This window comes from Bordetella sp. BOR01 (genome assembly GCF_019218885.1).
In the GTDB taxonomy this organism is placed as follows: Bacteria; Pseudomonadota; Gammaproteobacteria; order Burkholderiales; family Burkholderiaceae_B; genus Bordetella_A.
Window position 1 is genome coordinate 61370 of the sequence record NZ_JAHUWT010000005.1, and the last position, 16876, is coordinate 78245.

15 protein-coding genes are annotated in these 16876 nt (G+C 66.1%); 7 read left to right on the forward strand and 8 right to left on the reverse strand.

The features are described 5' to 3' along the window. Window positions 1-20: 20 nt before the first annotated feature. Window positions 21-839, reverse strand: a complete 819-nt coding sequence (locus KW845_RS25675) for a carbon-nitrogen hydrolase family protein (RefSeq protein WP_218372236.1) — start codon at window positions 837-839, stop codon at window positions 21-23. Between the two features lie 154 nt (window positions 840-993). Between KW845_RS25675 and KW845_RS25680 the strand changes: the two genes are divergently transcribed. From KW845_RS25680 to KW845_RS25705, 6 genes are all read left to right on the forward strand, one after another. Continuing rightward, window positions 994-2334 carry an aspartate aminotransferase family protein gene (locus tag KW845_RS25680; RefSeq protein ID WP_218372237.1) on the forward strand — a complete coding sequence of 447 codons (1341 nt, stop codon included), beginning with the start codon at window positions 994-996 and terminating at the stop codon, window positions 2332-2334. A gap of 26 nt (window positions 2335-2360) precedes the next feature. Continuing rightward, window positions 2361-3245: a MurR/RpiR family transcriptional regulator gene (locus KW845_RS25685; protein ID WP_255592959.1), complete on the forward strand. Its 885-nt coding sequence runs from the start codon at window positions 2361-2363 to the stop codon at window positions 3243-3245. 142 nt (window positions 3246-3387) lie between these two features. Next, entirely contained in the window at window positions 3388-3891 is a 504-nt protein-coding gene (locus tag KW845_RS25690) for an RNA polymerase sigma factor (protein WP_218372238.1), read from the forward strand. Window positions 3892-3979: 88 nt separating this feature from the next. After that, window positions 3980-4972, forward strand: coding sequence for a FecR family protein (locus KW845_RS25695; RefSeq protein ID WP_218372239.1), 993 nt, complete (start codon window positions 3980-3982; stop codon window positions 4970-4972). A gap of 337 nt (window positions 4973-5309) precedes the next feature. After that, the gene (locus KW845_RS25700; protein WP_218372240.1) at window positions 5310-7619 is read left to right on the forward strand and encodes a TonB-dependent receptor; all 2310 of its coding nucleotides are present in this window, start codon (window positions 5310-5312) and stop codon (window positions 7617-7619) included. Beyond that, the gene (locus KW845_RS25705; protein WP_218372241.1) at window positions 7609-8877 is read left to right on the forward strand and encodes a PepSY domain-containing protein; all 1269 of its coding nucleotides are present in this window, start codon (window positions 7609-7611) and stop codon (window positions 8875-8877) included. The genes KW845_RS25700 and KW845_RS25705 overlap by 11 nt, the downstream gene beginning before the upstream one ends. Here the strand turns inward: KW845_RS25705 and KW845_RS25710 are convergent. Then, window positions 8840-9439, reverse strand: a complete 600-nt coding sequence (locus KW845_RS25710; RefSeq protein ID WP_218372242.1) for a nitroreductase family protein — start codon at window positions 9437-9439, stop codon at window positions 8840-8842. The genes KW845_RS25705 and KW845_RS25710 overlap by 38 nt on opposite strands. Before the next feature lie 221 nt (window positions 9440-9660). Between KW845_RS25710 and KW845_RS25715 the strand changes: the two genes are divergently transcribed. Continuing rightward, window positions 9661-10818 (forward strand): iron-containing alcohol dehydrogenase, encoded by a 1158-nt coding sequence (locus KW845_RS25715; RefSeq protein WP_218372243.1) that lies wholly within the window; start codon window positions 9661-9663, stop codon window positions 10816-10818. 43 nt (window positions 10819-10861) lie between these two features. Here KW845_RS25715 and KW845_RS25720 read toward each other — a convergent pair whose 3' ends face one another. Genes KW845_RS25720 through KW845_RS25745 form a run of 6 tightly spaced genes read right to left on the reverse strand, consistent with a single transcriptional unit; the run spans window position 10862 to window position 16875 of the window. Continuing rightward, a complete protein-coding gene (locus tag KW845_RS25720) occupies window positions 10862-11632 on the reverse strand; it encodes an enoyl-CoA hydratase/isomerase family protein (RefSeq protein WP_218372244.1) in 771 nt (256 codons plus the stop codon). Window positions 11633-11637: 5 nt separating this feature from the next. After that, window positions 11638-12759, reverse strand: coding sequence for an extracellular solute-binding protein (locus KW845_RS25725; RefSeq protein WP_218372245.1), 1122 nt, complete (start codon window positions 12757-12759; stop codon window positions 11638-11640). Next, window positions 12756-13952 carry a CaiB/BaiF CoA-transferase family protein gene (locus KW845_RS25730; RefSeq protein WP_218372246.1) on the reverse strand — a complete coding sequence of 399 codons (1197 nt, stop codon included), beginning with the start codon at window positions 13950-13952 and terminating at the stop codon, window positions 12756-12758. Before KW845_RS25730 ends, KW845_RS25725 begins: the two co-directional genes overlap by 4 nt. A 29-nt stretch (window positions 13953-13981) precedes the next feature. Continuing rightward, window positions 13982-14746 (reverse strand): SDR family NAD(P)-dependent oxidoreductase, encoded by a 765-nt coding sequence (locus KW845_RS25735; RefSeq protein WP_218372247.1) that lies wholly within the window; start codon window positions 14744-14746, stop codon window positions 13982-13984. Then, window positions 14743-15921 (reverse strand): aldose 1-epimerase family protein, encoded by a 1179-nt coding sequence (locus KW845_RS25740; protein WP_218372248.1) that lies wholly within the window; start codon window positions 15919-15921, stop codon window positions 14743-14745. Before KW845_RS25740 ends, KW845_RS25735 begins: the two co-directional genes overlap by 4 nt. A gap of 45 nt (window positions 15922-15966) precedes the next feature. Continuing rightward, window positions 15967-16875 (reverse strand): sugar phosphate isomerase/epimerase, encoded by a 909-nt coding sequence (locus KW845_RS25745; protein WP_218372249.1) that lies wholly within the window; start codon window positions 16873-16875, stop codon window positions 15967-15969. Window position 16876: the final 1 nt, after the last annotated feature.

Genomic DNA, 16876 nt, shown 5'->3' on the forward strand with positions numbered 1-16876 from the left:
AGTTGCAGTTGCAGCTACGGCTACAGCCCCGCGTCGGCCTCTCGTACCAGCGCGCCGTAAAGATCCGGCCGCCGGTCGCGCCGCGACGGATACGCGATGCGGGCCTGCTCGACCTGCGCGTGGTCGATGTCGGCCACCAGCAAGGCATCGCTGGCGGTATCGGCGCTTTGCAGCACCGCGCCGTCGGGGGCGGCGATCAGGCTGCCGCCGCCCATCTGCCAGTGGCCTTCCTGCCCCACCTTGTTGGCGGCCGCCAGGAAACAACCGTTTTCGAAGGCGCGCGTGCGCAGCACTTCCTGGAACATGTGCTTGCGCGACGTGGCGTACGGCGCAATCAGCAGTTCGGCGCCATTGGCCGACAGGCAGCGGGCCGTTTCGGGGAAACCCATGTCATAGCAGATACCGATGCCCACCCGCCAGTCATCCAGGGCATAGGTGTCGAAGCGCGTGCCGTAGCGGAAATAGATTTTCTCCAGGCTAAGTACCGCAGCCGGGTGCACCTTGCGGTATTTGAAGATGATCTCGCCGGCTGGGTCGATATGCATGGCGGTGTCGAAGTACAGGCCGGCCTCGACCTTTTCATAAAGCGTGGCCACCACCGCGATGCGATGCCGTTGCGCGGCTTCGCGCATGGCGGTGATGCTGGGGCCGTCATCCGGCTCGGCCAGGGCGTGGTACCTGGAGTCCTGGTATTGGGCAAAGAAGATCGTATTGAAGAATTCCGGCAGCACCACCAGCCCGGCTCCCTGGCCGGACGCCTGCTCGACGTAGCCGGCCGCCTTGGCCAGGTTGTCTTGCAGGTTCTCGGTACTGCGCATCTGCACGCATGCGATTCTCATGGCCATGCTCCTGTAGCGGATCCGTGCACCCGCCGGCCGCGGCGCTTCGGCCTTGTACAGCCGAAAGGTGAACAGATGATCTATTTTCTGATAGTATGAATCATATGATCCACTTTTCGGGCATTCGAGTCAACCGGCCCGCCTGCCATAGAACATGACGCATATCTTTCATCGCACGCCCCGCAAGCCCCCGGCCATTGCCCTGCGAGGCGAGGGCAGCTTCCTGGTCGACCCGGCTGGCCGGCGCTATTACGACGGTTCGGGCGGGGCGGCGGTGTCCTGCCTGGGGCATGGCCATCCTGAGGTGATCGAGGCGATCATTGCCCAGGTTCGCCAACTGGAATACGCGCACACCAGCTTCTTTACGTCTGAGCCCGCCGAACAGCTGGCCGACGCGCTGGCGCAGCGTTCGCCCGCCGGCCTGGGCCATGTCTATTTCTTGTCCAGCGGTTCCGAGGCCGTTGAAACCGCGCTGAAGATGGCGCGCCAATACCACGTCGAGCGCGGCCAGCCGGGCCGGCGCCACAACATCGCCCGCATGCAGAGCTATCACGGCAATACGCTGGGGGCGCTGGCTATCGGCGGCCATCGCGGGCGGCGCGCGCTGTACCAGCCTTTGCTGCCCGATAGCCATCATGTCGCGCCCTGTTTTGCGCGCCACTACCGCCAGGATGGCGAATCGGACGACGCCTATGCCACGCGCCTGGCCGAAGAACTGGAACAGATGATCCTGGCGCTGGGGCCGGACACCGTCAGCGCCTTCATTGCAGAAACGGTGGTGGGGGCCACGGCCGGCGCGGTCTGCGCGGTGCCTGGCTATTTTCGCAAGATCCGTGCCGTGTGCGACCGCTATGGCGTGCTGCTGATCCTGGACGAGGTCATGTCGGGGCTGGGGCGTACCGGCGTCTACCACGCGTTCGAGCGCGAAGAGGTGGTGCCCGACCTGCTGTGCCTGGCCAAGGGGCTGGGTGGCGGCTACCAGCCGATTGCGGCCGTGATGGCGCACGACAAGATCGTCGACACGATAGTCGGCGGTTCCGGCGCCTTCCAGCATGGCCATACCTATGTGGGCCATCCGGTGGCCTGCGCGGCCGCGCTGGCCGTGCAGCGCATCGTGGCGCGCGATGGGCTGGTGCAGCAGTCGGCCCAATTGGGCGACCACCTGCAGGCCAAGTTGCGCGAACGTTTTGCCGATCATCCCCACGTGGGCGATATCCGCGGGCGTGGCCTTTTCCAGGCCATTGAACTGGTCGCGCGGCGCGAACCCGACACGCCGTTCGATCCCGCCATGCAACTGCACGCTCGCGTCAAGCAAGAGGCCCTGGCGCGCGGCCTGTTGTGCTACCCCGGCGGCGGCACGATAGACGGCGAGTGCGGCGACCACGTGCTGCTGGCGCCACCCTACGTGACCAGCCGGGCCGAACTGGACGCCGCCGTTGAACTGCTGGGCATATCGGTCGACGCCGCGATCGCCGCTGCGGCAACCGTAAAATAGGCGTCCCCCGGCAGCAACACAGGAACATGATGGACAAGCGCGCGGTCGATAAACTCATCGAAGAGCAGTATTCCGGCCTGCCGCCCACCTTGCAGCGCGCCGCGCGCTACGCCATCGACAACCCCAAGGCGATCGCGCTGCATTCGATGCGCGCCGTGGCCGCCGAGGCCGGCCTGCAATCCAGCGCCATGCACCGGCTGGCGCGGCACCTGGGGTTCGACGGCTACGAGGCCATGCGCACGGTGTACCGTGACTGGCTGGCCCAGGGCGCTGGCTCGTTCGCGCAGCGCGCCACGGCGCTGCAGCGGCGCGGCACGCGCGACAAGACCGAAAGCCTGGTGCGCGAGCTGGTGCACGCCGACAGCGGCAATCTGGAATCGATGCTGGAACCGGCCGCGCTGGACGCTATCCGCGCGGCAAGCGATGTGCTGGCGGGCGCGCGGCACATTTATGCAGCGGGCCTGCGCAGCCTGTTCCCGGCCGCGTTCTATTTCAACTATGCCTGCGGCATGTTCAAGCACAACACCACGCTGTTGTCGGGCATTGCCGGCACCTTTGCCGACGACCTGCGCCGCGCCGGGCCCGACGACGCGCTGCTGGTGTTCAGCTACGAACCCTATGCGCGCGATGCCGTGTCGGCAGTACGGTTCGCGCGCCGACGCGGCTTGCGCATCGTCAGCGTCACCGACAGCGCCGTGTCGCCGATCGCGGCCCAGGCCGCCGCGCTGATCGTGGTGGCCAATACGACCCCGTCGCTGTTTCCGTCGGTGGTGCCCGCGCTGTCGGTTGCACAGACGCTGGTCGCGTTGCTGGTGGCCAGCGGCGGGCGGGCCAGCTTGCAGGACATCGAGAAAAGCGAAGCGCAGTTGCGGGAATTCGCGGTGTATTTGAAGGACAGCGGACAGGGATAGCCCCCGGGGCTGCCGGGAATATCCGATCGCTTCGCAAGGACAAGGCAGCTGCCTGGGGCAGGGTAGCGCAAGCTTTCATTTGTTGGAATGATAATGATTTGCAATAATTGCAATTCACGCCATCAGCTCATCCGCCGCGCCCATGTCTCGCCGCCGCCCCTCCGACCACGGTTGGCTCGCCTATTACCGCGAGCTGATCGGCACCTGGGCGCGCAAGGCCAACAGCATTCATGACGCCGAAGATGCCACGCACGATGTGATCGCCAACATGCTGGAGGGCGATGCGTCGGTCATTCATGACCGGCGTGCTTATCTGCATCGCAGTGTCTACCATGGGCTGCTCAATCAGCATCGCCGGCAAAGCCGGGAACGCGCGGTGCCCTTGCACGAGCTGAACGAAGATGACCACCCTGCGCAGGCGGATCCCGACGCCGGGGCGCGCCTTGCGCAATTGTCCGACGCGCTGCTCGATGCGTTGCAAGAACTGCCGCCGCGCTGCCAGCAGGTATTTGCCTGGCATCGCCTGGAAGGGTGGACCGTGCCGGAAATCGCAGCGCATATGGATTTGTCGGTCAGCAGCGTGGAAAAATACTTGGCGCGCACCATGCGGCATCTGCATGCACGGTTACAAAAATTCAACGACTAACATTACGGGGTTGGCGCGTTCCGGAAGTCTTGATTCATGACGGAAAGCCGTAAAGCCGTGCAAGCATCCCCACATTTTGTTGACCACCATGGATAGACCCGACGCCCCGGACGTTCCCGACGATTCCCACGATGCCGCGGCCTTCTGGTTTGCCCGCGAACATGGCGGGTTGATGACGGCCGCGGATCGGCGGGCATTCGACCTCTGGCGGCAGGCCAGCGCCGCGCACGAGCGCGCCTATCAAGAGATGCGCCAGGTGTGGGGCGTGGCCCAAGCCGTGCCCGACCACAAACTGCGCTCCATTGTCCAGCGCCGCCGCGGGGCCGCGCCGGATGTCTCCGGCAGGCGCTACATGCTGGCCGGGCTGGGTGCTGTCTGCAGTGCGGCCGTGGCGGGTGCCGTGTTGTGGCCGCAATGGAGCCGCCCTGAACCGACGTTCTCGGACCGCTACGCCACCGGCCGGGGCGAGCGCCGCCAGGTGGTGCTGCCCGACGAATCCCGATTGATCCTGAATACGGCCACTGTTGCCACGGTGGTTTTCCATGATTCCGAACGCGTGGTCGTGTTGAAGGAAGGCGAGATCATGTTCGCCGTGGCCTCCGACGCGCGGCGACCGTTCATTGTGAAGACAGATCTGGGACAAGTGCGCGTTACGGGCACGCGCTTCGATGTGCGGCGCGGTGCCGACCACCTGAACATCGTGGTCGAGTCGGGTTCGGTCGAAGTGTCCGTCGGTTCGTGGTGGAACCGCCGCACCGCAGCCCTGGCGCCGGGGCAGGGCATCAGTATTGCGGCGGCCGATGCAACTGCGCTGCGGGTAGAACCGGTCAACGTGGCCGCCAGGACGGCCTGGCGGCAGGGCAAAGTGGTGTTCGACGGTGCCCCATTGGCCGAGGTGGTGGACGAGATCAACCGCTACCGCAACCGGCCGATCCATGTGCAGGGCGCCTTGCGGCAATTGCGAATCGCTGGCGTGTTCGACGTGGATGACACCGATACCTTCCTTGCCGTGCTGCCCACACTTGCTCCGGTGCGAGTGCTTCCGGGCGCCGACGGGGGCAGCGAGATCGTCGCGCGCTGAATTTCTCGTTGCCAGCCGGCCAGGCCATGACGCGGTGGCTCGCGCCTATCGTGGCCCGTGGCTCAGTGTTGACACATTTTGTTTCTAATTATGCTCGACCCGGTTTACGGGTTTCGGGCCGTCCAAGACTCATGACTGATGAACGGGAATGGCACGGGTTGCGCCAGGCCCGGATTCTTCTAACGCCAGGGCGTGGCCAAGCCGGCGCCTGCATCAGAAAAGAGCACACATCGTGAAAGAAGGGCATGCAAGAAGAAGGCTGGCGCAGCCGCGATACGCTGCGCCAGGCAGCATAAGAAAGTGGGTCGCGGCAGTATCGGCGGCCTGCGTCGTGGGCATGGCCTGGCCCGTCCAGGCGCAGGGCAAGCCCGCCGTGAACCTGAGCATCCCGGCCCAGCCGCTGAACCAGGCGTTGCTGCAACTGGGGCAGCAGGCCGACATCCAGATTTACTACTTGCCGGAAATCGTGCGCGGGCTCGATGCGCCCGCGATATCGGGCGTGTTGACCCCGGAACAGGCCTTGCGCACATTGCTGCAGGGTACGGGCATCCAATATGAACGCAACGGCAATGCCGTGACGCTGCGCCGCACCGGCGAGGTCGCCGAACTGCCGGCCGTGTCGGTTACCGGCGAATCGCCCGCTGGTCCGTCGGATCTGTCGGCGGCCTATCCCGGCGGGCAGGTGGCACGCGGCGCCAGGCTGGGCATGCTGGGCATTGTCGACATCGCCGATGTACCTTTCAGCGTAACGGCGTATACGTCCGAGCTCATCGAGAACCAGCAGGCCCGCAATCTGGGCGATGTGATCTCGAACGATGCATCGGTGCAGCTTGGCGGACCCTGGCACTTCGACAATTTCTACATACGCGGCTTGCCGCTGAATCGCGAGGAAATCGGCTTCAACGGCTTGTACGGCATTGCCAGCACCGAAGGCAATGTGCTGGACGGTATCGAGCGGGTCGAACTGCTGAAGGGCCCCAACACACTGCTGACCGGCGCCTCGCCGCGCGGTACGGCGGGCGGCGGTATCAACCTGGTGCCCAAGCGCGCCGACGATACCCCGTTGACCCGCCTGACGGCCAATTACATGAGCGACGGCAATGTGGGGGGCCATGCGGACATCGGCCGCCGCTTCGGTGCCGACAATCGCTTCGGCATCCGGATCAACGCGGCGTATCGCGATGGCGACTCGTCTACCGATAACGAGAGCCAGCGGGTAGGCATGCTGTCGGCCGGCCTGGACTATCGTGGCGAGAGGCTGAAGGTCAGCGCCGACGCAGGCGTCAGCAGCCAGCGCATCGATGGCGCCAAGAGCAACTTCTACGTCACGTCGCCGGATCTGCCTTCGGCACCGGCTGGCAGCACGAATGTGTGGCCGTCGTGGTCGTACCAGGAAAAGCAGCACACCTTCGGCATGGTGCGCGCCGACTACGACGTCTCCGATTACGTGACCCTGGGCGCGGCATACGGCGGAGCGGAATCGACGCGCAAGATGAATTCGCCCTTCGGCATCATTACCAACGGCCAGGGCGACATCAGTTTCTCGCCCAGCGCGCTTGAAGAAGACAACGATACCGAAAGCCTGGAAGCCACCGCGCGCTTGCGTATCCCCACGGGGCCGATCACGCAGCAGGTCGTGTTGGCCTATACCGATTTCCGCTCGGACATCAGCAACTATCAACCGCAGACCACATGGTCGGCCACATCGAACCTGTACGATCCGGTATCGCTGCCCGAACCCCCGGGACTGGATTTCGACCAGGCATTGACGCCGCTGTCTTCCACCCGCCTGCGCAGTTATGCCATTACCGACACGCTCTCGGCGCTGGACGATCGCGTCCTGCTGACCGCCGGGCTGCGCCATCAGCGCATACGCGTCAACGCCTATCACTGGGCCACCGGCGCGTTCGAATCGCGCTACGAAAAAAGCAGGAACACGCCTGCGCTGGGGTTGGTGGTCAAGCCCGTCGACGGCCTGTCGCTCTATGCGAATTACGTGGAGGCGCTGTCGCAAGGCGACACGGCGCCCAATACCGCGGTCAACGCGAACGAGGTGTTCGCGCCGTTCGTATCGCGGCAGGGCGAGGTTGGTGCCAAGGTGGACTGGGGCACCCTGTCCACCACGCTGAGCGCATTCCAGATCAAGCGGCCCAGCGGCTTCCTGGATGGATCGAACCGATATGTGATCGCGGGCCAGCAGCGCAACCGCGGCCTGGAATTCCAGGCCTTCGGCGAAATCACGCCGGGCATACGCCTGCTGAGCAGCGTTGCATGGACTCAGGCCATCCTGACCAAGACCGCCGGCGGGCAGTTCGATGGCAATGAGGCCGCCGGCGTTCCAAAATGGAGCGTCCGGCTGGGCGGCGAAGTCGATATTCCCTACGTGCCGGGCCTGACGGCGACGGCGCGCGTCATCTATGCGTCGTCGCAAGCTTTCTCTGCCGACAATTCCATGCGCTTGCCATCCTGGACCCGTATCGACCTGGGAGCCCGCTACACCACGCGCGTGGCCGGTCGCCAGGTGGTGCTGCGCGCCGTCGTGGAAAATGTGGCCAACCGCCGCTATTGGGACACTGCGCCGGCCTACCAGACAGTGACCTACGCCGCGCCGCGCACCTTCCTGTTATCGGCGACCGTTGATTTCTGAGAAGGCGCAGATGCGGGCGCCCATTGCTTCGCAAGCGGGGTGGCGGGCGGCCTGGGTGCGGGTGCATCGTTATGCGGGCCTGCTGACCGCGCTGTTCCTGGCGGTTGCCGGGCTGACAGGCAGCATCCTGGCCTTCGGCGCCGAGATCGATGCCTGGCTGAACCCGCACTGGTTCCGGGTCGAGTCGCGCGGCACGGCGCTGGACCTGGACCAGCTAGCTCGCCGGATCGAACAAGCCGATCCCGCCGTGCAGGTCGATTACATCACCTACGATGGGCGGGCGGGCCATGCCGCGTTTGCCTTCGTGTCGCCCCGGCCCGCGCGCGCAGTTGCCGCGGCGCACGCGTCCTATAACCAGGTATTCATCGATCCGGTCGGCGGCGCCATCCTGGGCAAGCGCCAGCGTGGCGCGTGCTGCCTGGAGGCGGCGCATTTCGTGCCGTTCATGCTGGAAGTGCATCGCAGCCTGTTCATTCCCGGGGCATGGGGGCGCTGGCTGATGGGCGGTATCGCGCTGGTCTGGCTGCTGGACTGTTTTGTCGGCGCCTACCTGACCTTGCCGCGCAGCCGGCCACGCCTGCGCAAGTGGCGACCGGCCTGGCAGATCAAGCGCCACGCAGGCAGCTACCGCTTGAATTTCGACCTGCATCGCGCGGGTGGCCTGTGGCCCTGGGGCCTGTTGCTGGTCTTGGCGCTGAGCAGTGTGTACCTGAACTTGCGCACAGAAGTGTTCCAGCCTGTGGTGGAGGTATTTTCTGCCGTGTCGCCATTTCCGGAATCGCGCGCCCCGGCAGCGGCGCGTGACGCCGCACCGGTGCTGACGTTCGAGACGGCGCGCCAGCGTGCCAACCGGTACGCACGCGGGCAGGGGTGGCCGTCGCGGGTATCGGGCGTGACCCACTTTCGCGAGCAGGGCACTTTCCTGGCCATGCTGTGGCCTGCTTACGAAAACCGTGGCCTGGGGCTGGGCAATCCGCTGCTGTTCTACGACGCGCATACCGGGGGCATGCTGAAGGCCGACGTTCCGGGCACCGGCAGTTGGGGCGATCGGTTCATGGCCTTGCAATTCCCTCTGCACAGTGGCCAGATTGCGGGCTTGCCCGGCAAGATCCTGATTTGCCTGAGCGGCCTGCTTGTCGCCATGCTGTCGGTGACCGGCGTGCTGATATGGCAGCGCAAGCGCCAGGCCCGCCCGCGGGCCCTGGCTGCGGCCGGCTTGCCTAGCCTGCCACGCGGAAGCGTTCGGCGTCGTCCATGAAGGTCTTTTCGCCGAAGCCGGCTTCGTTCGACCCGAACGGCATCTGCGCGCGCAGCTTCCACGACGCGGGAATATTCCATTCGCTTGCCACGGCGGCGTCGATCAGGGGGTTGTAATGCTGCAGGCTGGCGCCCACGCCGGCATTGGCCAAGGTGGCCCATACCGACATCTGAGCCATGCCGCCGGCCTGTTCCGACCAGACCGGGAAGTTGTCGGCGTACAGGGCAAACTTTTCCTGCAGGCTGCGCACCACATCCTGGTCTTCGAAGAACAGTACCGTGCCCACGCCGGCGGCGAAGCTGCCGAGCTTGGCTTCGGTCTGGGCGAATCCCTCGGCCGGCGCGACCTTGCGCACTTCGTCCACGGCAATGCGCCACAGCTTTTCACTGTCGGCGCCAAACAGCACCAGCGCGCGCGAGCTTTGCGAGTTGAACGACGATGGGCTGTGCTTGACCGCTTCATGGATCAGGGACAGCAGTTCTTCCTTGGGGGCCGACAGGTTGCGGCCCAGCGAGTACTGCGTGCGGCGCTGTTTCAGCGCGTCGAGATAGGCATTTGTCATGAGAGATATCTTCCAACCAGTAGGTAGACTGTGCGAAGGATTCTAACTGCGGTGTCGGGCCGAGAACACCCAAAACACGCTTTCCGGCGTGGAACGGATTGTTCCTTCCATAGTGCGAATCGACGCAATACAACCGCGCCGTCGGGGCAGGTGGCGCGCGCTTGGGTGTACGCTAGCCAGGCCGCCGTCGCCCGCGGGCCTGGCTAGACACAGGAGACCCCATGACATCCTTTCAGTTCACCACGGTGCCCACCCTGACCATGGGCTTCGGCGCCGCGCGCAGGCTGGGCAGCCTGCTGCGCGAGCGCTATTCGGCCACCCGGCTCTGCCTGGTGACCGATGCATTCCTGCATGCCAGCGGCCTGCTTGCACCGGCCCTGGCCGATTTGCAGGCGCATGGCTGGCAGGTCACCGTCATCGACGACGTCGTGGCCGATCCCCCCGACCACGTCGTGCTGAAGGCGGCGCAGCGCGCGCGCGATTGCAGTGCCGAAGTGGTGCTGGGGCTGGGCGGCGGGTCATCGATGGATGTGGCCAAGTTGCTGGCCGTGCTGTGCGGCTCGAAGCAGGAACTGGCCGACATGTATGGCATCGGCAAAGTGCAGGGCCCCCGGCTGCCGCTGGTGCTGCTGCCGACCACGGCGGGCACGGGCTCCGAAGTGACGGCCATCTCTATTGTCACCACCGGTGAAACCACCAAGAGCGGCGTGGTGTCGCCCTACTTGATGGCCGACCTGGCCGTGCTGGATGCCGAACTGACACTGGGCCTGCCGCCCGCGGCCACGGCTGCCACCGGCATCGACGCGATGGTGCATGCCATCGAGGCCTACACGTCGGCCCGCCTGAAGAATCCCGTTTCCGACATGCTGGCCCGGCAGGCCTTGATGCTGCTTTCGGCCAACCTGCTGGCAGCCTGCCGCGATGGCGCCGACCGCTCCGCGCGCGAGGCGATGCTGCTGGGGGCCACGCTGGCGGGCCAGGCGTTTTCCAATTCACCGGTGGCGGCCGTGCATGCGCTGGCCTACCCGCTGGGCGGCCATTTCCATGTGCCGCATGGCCTGTCCAATGCGCTGGTGCTGATGCATGTGCTGCGCTTCAACCTGCAGGCGGCGATGCCCTTGTATGCGGAATTGGCCGCCACTTTGCCGGGTGGCGGTTGCCCGGCCGAGCCTGCGCGGGCCGCGGATCATTTCATCGCGCAGATCGATGCCCTGGTGCGCCAGACCGGTATTGCGCTGACGTTGCGCGAAGTCGGCGTACAAGAAACCGACTTGCCCAGGTTGGCAGCCGATGCCATGCTGCAGCAGCGACTGCTGGTGAATAACCCGCGGCCGGTCACCGAGGCCGATGCGCTGGCGATCTACCAGGCGGCGTTCTAGGGTGCCGCAGGGGGGCGGCCCAGCGCACAGGCCGTGCTTTCGGTCAGCGCCCGCGGAACACCGGCGCGCGTTTTTCCTTGAAGGCCTGGCGGCCTTCCCGTGCGTCTTCGGTGGCGAAGCAAATAGTCTGCAGGTCGCGCTCGTATTCCACGGCTTTTTCCAGCGGCATGCTGACGGCGGCACGCAGATTGGCGCGCGCCGTCTGAGCCGCGATGGGCGCGCGCGAGGCGACGATACCGGCCAGTTCCAGTGCCCGGCCGCGCAAGGCCTGCGCCGGCGCCACTTCGCTGACCAGGCCCCAGGCCAGCGCCTGGTCGGCGCGGATGGGTTCGCCGGTCAGGATCATCCAGGCGGTGTTCGACTGGCCGATGGCATGTACCAGGTGCGCCGTGACGCCGCCACCGCCTATCCAGCCCAGCTTGATTTCCGGGGCACCCAGCCGGGCGTTGTCGGATGCGATGCGGATGTCGCAGGCCAGCGCCATTTCCAGTCCGCCGCCGAAGGCATAGCCGTTGATGGCGGCGATGCTGGGTTTGCGCAGCGCGCGGATGCAGTCGCAATATTCGCGGCGATTGCGGAATTCCCAGGGGGTAGCGTAGGTGTCCAGCTCGGCGATGTCCGAGCCGGCGCAGAATGACTTGGCGCCGGCGCCGGTCAGCACCACGGCCCGCACCTCGTCATCGGCGTTGCACTCGGCCACGGCCTGCATCAGCAGGTCGGCCATTTCGGGCGTCATGGCGTTGAGCTTCTCGGGGCGGTTCAGTTCGATCAGGGCGACGTGGCCGTCGCGGCTCAGGTTCAGGTGCGAGGTCATGCGTATCAGTCTCCGGGCGTGTGGCTGGCGGCATGCAGGCGGGCAAGCGCGCGGGCCAGGTCGGTGGGCGGGCTTGCGGCCAGCCGGTCGCGCAACAGGGCCGAGGCCTGGTCCTGGAACGCGATGTAGCCGGCGTGGCGCGGACGTATCGAGGCGGCTTGCAGCGTGCGTACCGTCTGGCGGTAGAAACCGGGGCTGGGCATCTGTTGCGGCGGCTGGTTCCAGGCGCGGCGATGGCTGGGCTGGCCATCGTGGATGGGAATGAACGCCGTCTGCGCCGGCTCGCTCATCAACCACAGCAGATGCGCGCGCAGCGCGTCGTCCACCGCGCAGCGCCGCGACAGGGCAATGCCCGTGCCGCCCAGGATCGAACCCGGCACGCCCGCCGCGCCCGCCGGCGCGTCGTGAAACGACAGCCGGCGGGCCAGCCCGGCCGAGGCATAGTTGACGTAGCCATATACCAGCGGGCACAGCACCACGTCATCCTGCGTGCTCATGTGGGCCAGCAGGCCGATGGGATTCTTGCCCCGCACCGAGGCCGGGCTGCGGCGAGCCAGTTCGGCCAGCAGCGCACAGGCTTCGGTGGCGACGGCTTCGGCATGCCAGCGGCCGCCATCGCGCAGGTCGATGGCGGGGTCCAGGGCGGCGGCAATGGACAGGAACGACAAGAATGCGTGCGGGCCGGCCAGCGACATCGCGACCTTGCCGGTGCGCGCCGACAGTGCGCGTACGGCGTCCCAGTCGGCCGGCGGCTCGGCGTCCAGCAAGTCGGCGCGCGCGGCCATCACCTGGGTAGCCGCATCCAGGGGCAGTGCCCATTGCCGGCCGGCCATGGTGTAGCTTGCATACTCGCGGCCGATCGTGTCGGCGGCGATGCGAGCCAGGTCGGCGGGCTCGAAGACTTCGTCCAGCGGGCGCAGGCAGTCATGCGCCAGCGCTTCGCCCAGGTGCGGGTGGTCCAGCACGACCAGGTCGTACTCGGCGCACAGGCTGGCGATGGGCGACGATTCGAAGCCCTCCAGCGGATGAATGTTCCATTCGATCAGCGGATCGCGCTCGGCGGCGGCCCGCAGCGCGGCATAGCCGCGCGGGTGATCCCAGGTCAGGCCACGATAGGGTGGCTTCAAGAATGCTCTCCGCGCAATACGGCGCCTTCGGCCTCGAAGCGCGCGATCTGCTCGGCGCTGTAGCCGAATTCTTGCAGCACTTCATCGGTGTGCTGTCCGGTCAGCGGCGCGCCCCGTTCTACCCGGGCCGGCGTGCGCGAGAAGCGGATCGGGAATCCCGGCGTCTTCACCCGGCCTTCCGTGGGGTGCTCGTATTCGACGAACGTGCCGTTGTGGGCGATTTGCGGGTCGGCCACCAGGTCGGCATAGCCATAGACGGGGCTGCACCAGATGCCGGCCTGGTTCAGGCGCCCGAAAGCGTCCTGGGTCGAGAGTTTCGCCAGCGCATCGCGCACCAGCCCGAAGATGGCATCGCGGTGGTCCCAGCCGTCGTTCTCGCCGGCATAGTCCAAGAGGCGCGGTTCTTCCACCACCTGGGCCAGCACCTGCATGTCGGGCATGGCCAGCGCCAGGTAGCCGTCGGTGGTGGCGAAGACGCCGTAGGGCGAACGGATATAGACATGGGCATGCGGCTCGGCGCTGCGCACCTGGGGTTTGCCGCCCACGGTGTACACGGATAGCTCTTGCATTTGCAGCGTGGTGATGGCGTCCAGCATATTGACTTCCACCTTCTGGCCCTCGCCGGTGCGTTCGCGGTGCAGCAGGGCGGCCAGCACGCCTTCGAAGGCGCAGTACGCGGTCACCGCGTCTACCAGGTACTGGCCGGCCGCGCGCGGCGGCTCGCCTTCGCGGCCGGTGGACAGCATCGCGCCCGACATGGCCTGCAGCAGCAGGTCCTGGCCCGGCCGCTGGGCGTAGGGGCCGTCTTCGCCGTAGCCCGAGATGCTGGCGTAGATCAGGCGCGGGTTCAGCGCACACAGGGTGGCGTAGTCGACCCCCAGGCGCTGCGCCACGCCGGGCCGGTAGTTCTGGATGAAGATGTCGGCCTGCGAGGCCAGTTCGCGCAAGATGGCCTGGCCGCCCGGGCTTTTCAGGTCCACCGCCAGCGAGCGCTTGTTGCGGTTCAGGGACAAGAACGAGACATTGATGCGGTTGCCCTTCAGCCCGCCGGCCGGGGCGTGGCGCTGCCACTCGCCGGCGATGGGCTCGATCTTGATCACGTCGGCGCCCAGGTCGCCCAGCCGCTGGGCCGCAAACGGACCGGCCATGGCGATAGAGCAGTCGAGTACCTTGTACCCGGAAAGGATTCCCATGCGTGTTCCTTGGTTATTGCATGACATCGTCAGTGCATGATCCAGCCGCCATCCACGGCCAGGTTCTGCCCAGAAATGAAGCTGGCCTCGTCCGAGGCCAGAAACAGAATGGCCGACCCGATGTCGCCGGCATGGCCGCGCCGCTTCACCGACTGGCGTTCCAGCACCATGCGGCTATAGCCTTCGGGGTCGGGGTGGATTTTCTCGGCGTCGGTGGGAAAGGCGCCGGGCGCGACCGCATTGACGGTGATGCCCCATTTGCCGAACTCGCGCGCGAAGGCGCGGGTATTGCCCAGCATGGAACCCTTCGATTGCACATAGGGCTGCAGGTCTTCCCAGCCGCCTGACAGGGTGATCGAGGTCACGTTGATGATGCGCCCCCATTGCTGGCCGCGCATGCCGGGCAGCACGGCGCGTGTCAGCTGCACCGCCGCTTCCACATTCACGCGGTGCACGCGTTTCAGTTCCGCATCGCTGTATTCCTCGAACGGGCGCGATGGATAGATGGCGGCGTTGTTGACCAGCACGTCGATGGTGCCGGCTGCCAGCAGCTGTTCCGTTTGCCCTTGCAGCGCATGCGCATCGGCCAGGTCGGCCGCCACGATTTCCAGGCGTGGCGCCAGTTCGGGCGCAATGGCGCCACGCAGGCGCTCGAGGCGCCGGGCATCGAGATCCAGCGCGACGACGCGGGCCCCGGCTTGCAGCAAGGCAGTGGCGATGCCCACGCCAAGTCCGCCGGCTGCGCCCGTGCACAGCACGCGCCGCCCATCCATCGAGAAGGGCGCGCGCGTCATGCCCGGCCTTCGATGGGCAAGAAACGGCCCGAGGGTTGCGGATAGTCTTCCTGGGGCTGCGCTGCGATGGCGCGGATGCGCGCCTCGCTGTCGGCCACGGCCTGGGCGCCGCCCAGCACGCGCAATCGCGTGTCATAGCGGCGCTCGTCGCCGTGCTCCAGCCAGATCAGCTCGCCGCGTTCGCGCGCCGCGCCATGGCCCAGCACATGATTGGTCGACGGCTCCAGGCCTACGGCGTATTGCCCCGCCTGCAGGTTCTGCCATTGGTACTGGCAGGGGAATTGGTCTTTGCGCGTGGTGACTTCGAAGCCGATGCCCAGCCGGTCGTTGACCAGCGCCACCGGCACTTCCCCCGCGCTGTCGGCGGCCAGCTCGTGCTGCCAGACCTGTTCGTGGAACTGGCTGCGCGGTGCCGGCATGCGGCAATAGCCCACGCCCTGGTCGCGGTAGGTTTGCGCATGCGCGGCCCACACCACGTCGCGTACCGGGGCCAGGTAGCGCGAGCCTTCGTCCAGCACCGGATGGCCCACGTTGATGTGGTAGCACAGCATGTGCGGCGTGCGGTAGAAGCCGCGGTTGACGACGCGATCGCTCAGCAGGATGTCGTCGGTGCCGACCTCGATCTCGATGCGGCGGTGCAATTCCAGGTGTTCGCCGAATACCGTGCCCTGCGACACGATGCCTTCGGCCCACAGGATGCAGCGGTCGCCGTCCCAGCGTTCGCCGTACCCGGTCAACCGGGCCGGGATGGTTCCCGCCCGGCCGTGTATCGAATGCTGCACGGTCTTGCGGGGCCCATACACGTAGTTGTCGGCGGGCGCGTCGTGCATGAACAGAATGTGGTCCAGGCCGCAGGTCACCATCAGGCCCGAGAACGAGCGCATCCAACCCAGCCCGCCTTCGCCTTCGTACTCGTGCAGGCCCGGGTGGCGAAAGCCGGAAGGCGAATGCCAGCCGATGGCATACCCGCGATAGTCGCAGTCGGCGATGTCCATGGCCCGGTCTACCAGCACGGTAAAGCGCAGGCCAGTGCCGCTGCGGAACTCCAGCATCCGGATGCCGCGTTCCAGGCCATCGTCCAAGGTCATCAGGCGGACCCCGGCGAATTGCGCAAGCTGGCCGGTTCGTTCCTCGACCTGCCTGCGGGTCATCCGGGTTGCATAAAGTTCTGCCATGTGTGCTCCGTTGTGCGGCTTGCCGGGCGAGGGCGGGCCGGTGGTTCAGACGCCGTTGGCGCGCAGCCTGCCGTCCAGGAACTGCTTGGCGCGCGGCACGTCGTCTTCCGAGAGGTGTTCGATGATGATGGGAATGTTGGGATGCTTCTGCGCCAGGCGGCGCAGGTACAGGTCGTAGTTCAGCGAGCCCAGGCCGGGGGCGGGCAGTTCGATTTCGCCCACGCCGCGGAAGGTGTGGCTTTCGGCGGCCGAGTCGTCGCCGATATTGCTGTGCTTTTCCGACTTGTCATCGCCCGAGCGCTTCACATCCTTGGCGTGCGCAATGCAGATCTTGTCCGACAGCGCGTCGAACACCCGGTTCAGGGTCGCGTCCATGTCGTCGATGTTGTGCGATTCGAAATAGTTGGTGGGGTCCATCAGCAGGCCCAGGCCGGGGTGGTCGACCTCGGCGAACATGCGCAGGGTTTCTTCTACCGAGCCCACCACGTTGTTCACGTAGGTTTCCAGCAGGAACACCGCGCCATGATCGTGCGCGTAGCGCGCCAGCTCCTGGATGACGGCGCGGCATTGGTCCCAGCCTTCTTCGGTCTTGTTGCGCGGGTGGTGCACCCAGTCGCTGTCGGGGCAGAACGTGCCGGTTTCGGAAATTACGTAGGGCGAGCCCAGGTACTGCGCGTGCGCAAGAATCTGCTTGAGCGCGCCGTTGCGCCGTTCGCGCTCGCCGGACTCGGGGTGCACGATGTTGGTGTAGCCCGAGATGCAGGACACAGGCAGGTTGTGGTCACGGAAGACGTCGCGGATGCGGGCGCATTTGTCGCGGCTGAGCTTGTCCAGGTCCATGTCCTTGAAATGCAAGTCCAGTTGCACTGTGTTGAATCCGTGGGCGCGGATGCGGGCTGCGCTTTCTTCCAGCCCATAAGGGAAATAGCCCGAGAAGATGCCGGCTTGAATCATG

Excerpts from the sequence above, each read along its gene's own strand:
- KW845_RS25710 (WP_218372242.1), bottom strand. The coding sequence starts at position 9,439 with ATGACAAATGCCTATCTCGACGCGCTGAAACAGCGCCGCACGCAGTAC.
- KW845_RS25680 (WP_218372237.1), top strand. The coding sequence starts at position 994 with ATGACGCATATCTTTCATCGCACGCCCCGCAAGCCCCCGGCCATTGCC.
- KW845_RS25685 (WP_255592959.1), top strand. The coding sequence starts at position 2,361 with ATGATGGACAAGCGCGCGGTCGATAAACTCATCGAAGAGCAGTATTCC.
- KW845_RS25745 (WP_218372249.1), bottom strand. The coding sequence starts at position 16,875 with ATGATTCAAGCCGGCATCTTCTCGGGCTATTTCCCTTATGGGCTGGAA.
- KW845_RS25715 (WP_218372243.1), top strand. The coding sequence starts at position 9,661 with ATGACATCCTTTCAGTTCACCACGGTGCCCACCCTGACCATGGGCTTC.
- KW845_RS25700 (WP_218372240.1), top strand. The coding sequence starts at position 5,310 with ATGGCCTGGCCCGTCCAGGCGCAGGGCAAGCCCGCCGTGAACCTGAGC.
- KW845_RS25740 (WP_218372248.1), bottom strand. The coding sequence starts at position 15,921 with ATGGCAGAACTTTATGCAACCCGGATGACCCGCAGGCAGGTCGAGGAA.
- KW845_RS25675 (WP_218372236.1), bottom strand. The coding sequence starts at position 839 with ATGAGAATCGCATGCGTGCAGATGCGCAGTACCGAGAACCTGCAAGAC.
- KW845_RS25690 (WP_218372238.1), top strand. The coding sequence starts at position 3,388 with ATGTCTCGCCGCCGCCCCTCCGACCACGGTTGGCTCGCCTATTACCGC.
- KW845_RS25695 (WP_218372239.1), top strand. The coding sequence starts at position 3,980 with ATGGATAGACCCGACGCCCCGGACGTTCCCGACGATTCCCACGATGCC.
- KW845_RS25735 (WP_218372247.1), bottom strand. The coding sequence starts at position 14,746 with ATGACGCGCGCGCCCTTCTCGATGGATGGGCGGCGCGTGCTGTGCACG.
- KW845_RS25720 (WP_218372244.1), bottom strand. The coding sequence starts at position 11,632 with ATGACCTCGCACCTGAACCTGAGCCGCGACGGCCACGTCGCCCTGATC.
- KW845_RS25730 (WP_218372246.1), bottom strand. The coding sequence starts at position 13,952 with ATGGGAATCCTTTCCGGGTACAAGGTACTCGACTGCTCTATCGCCATG.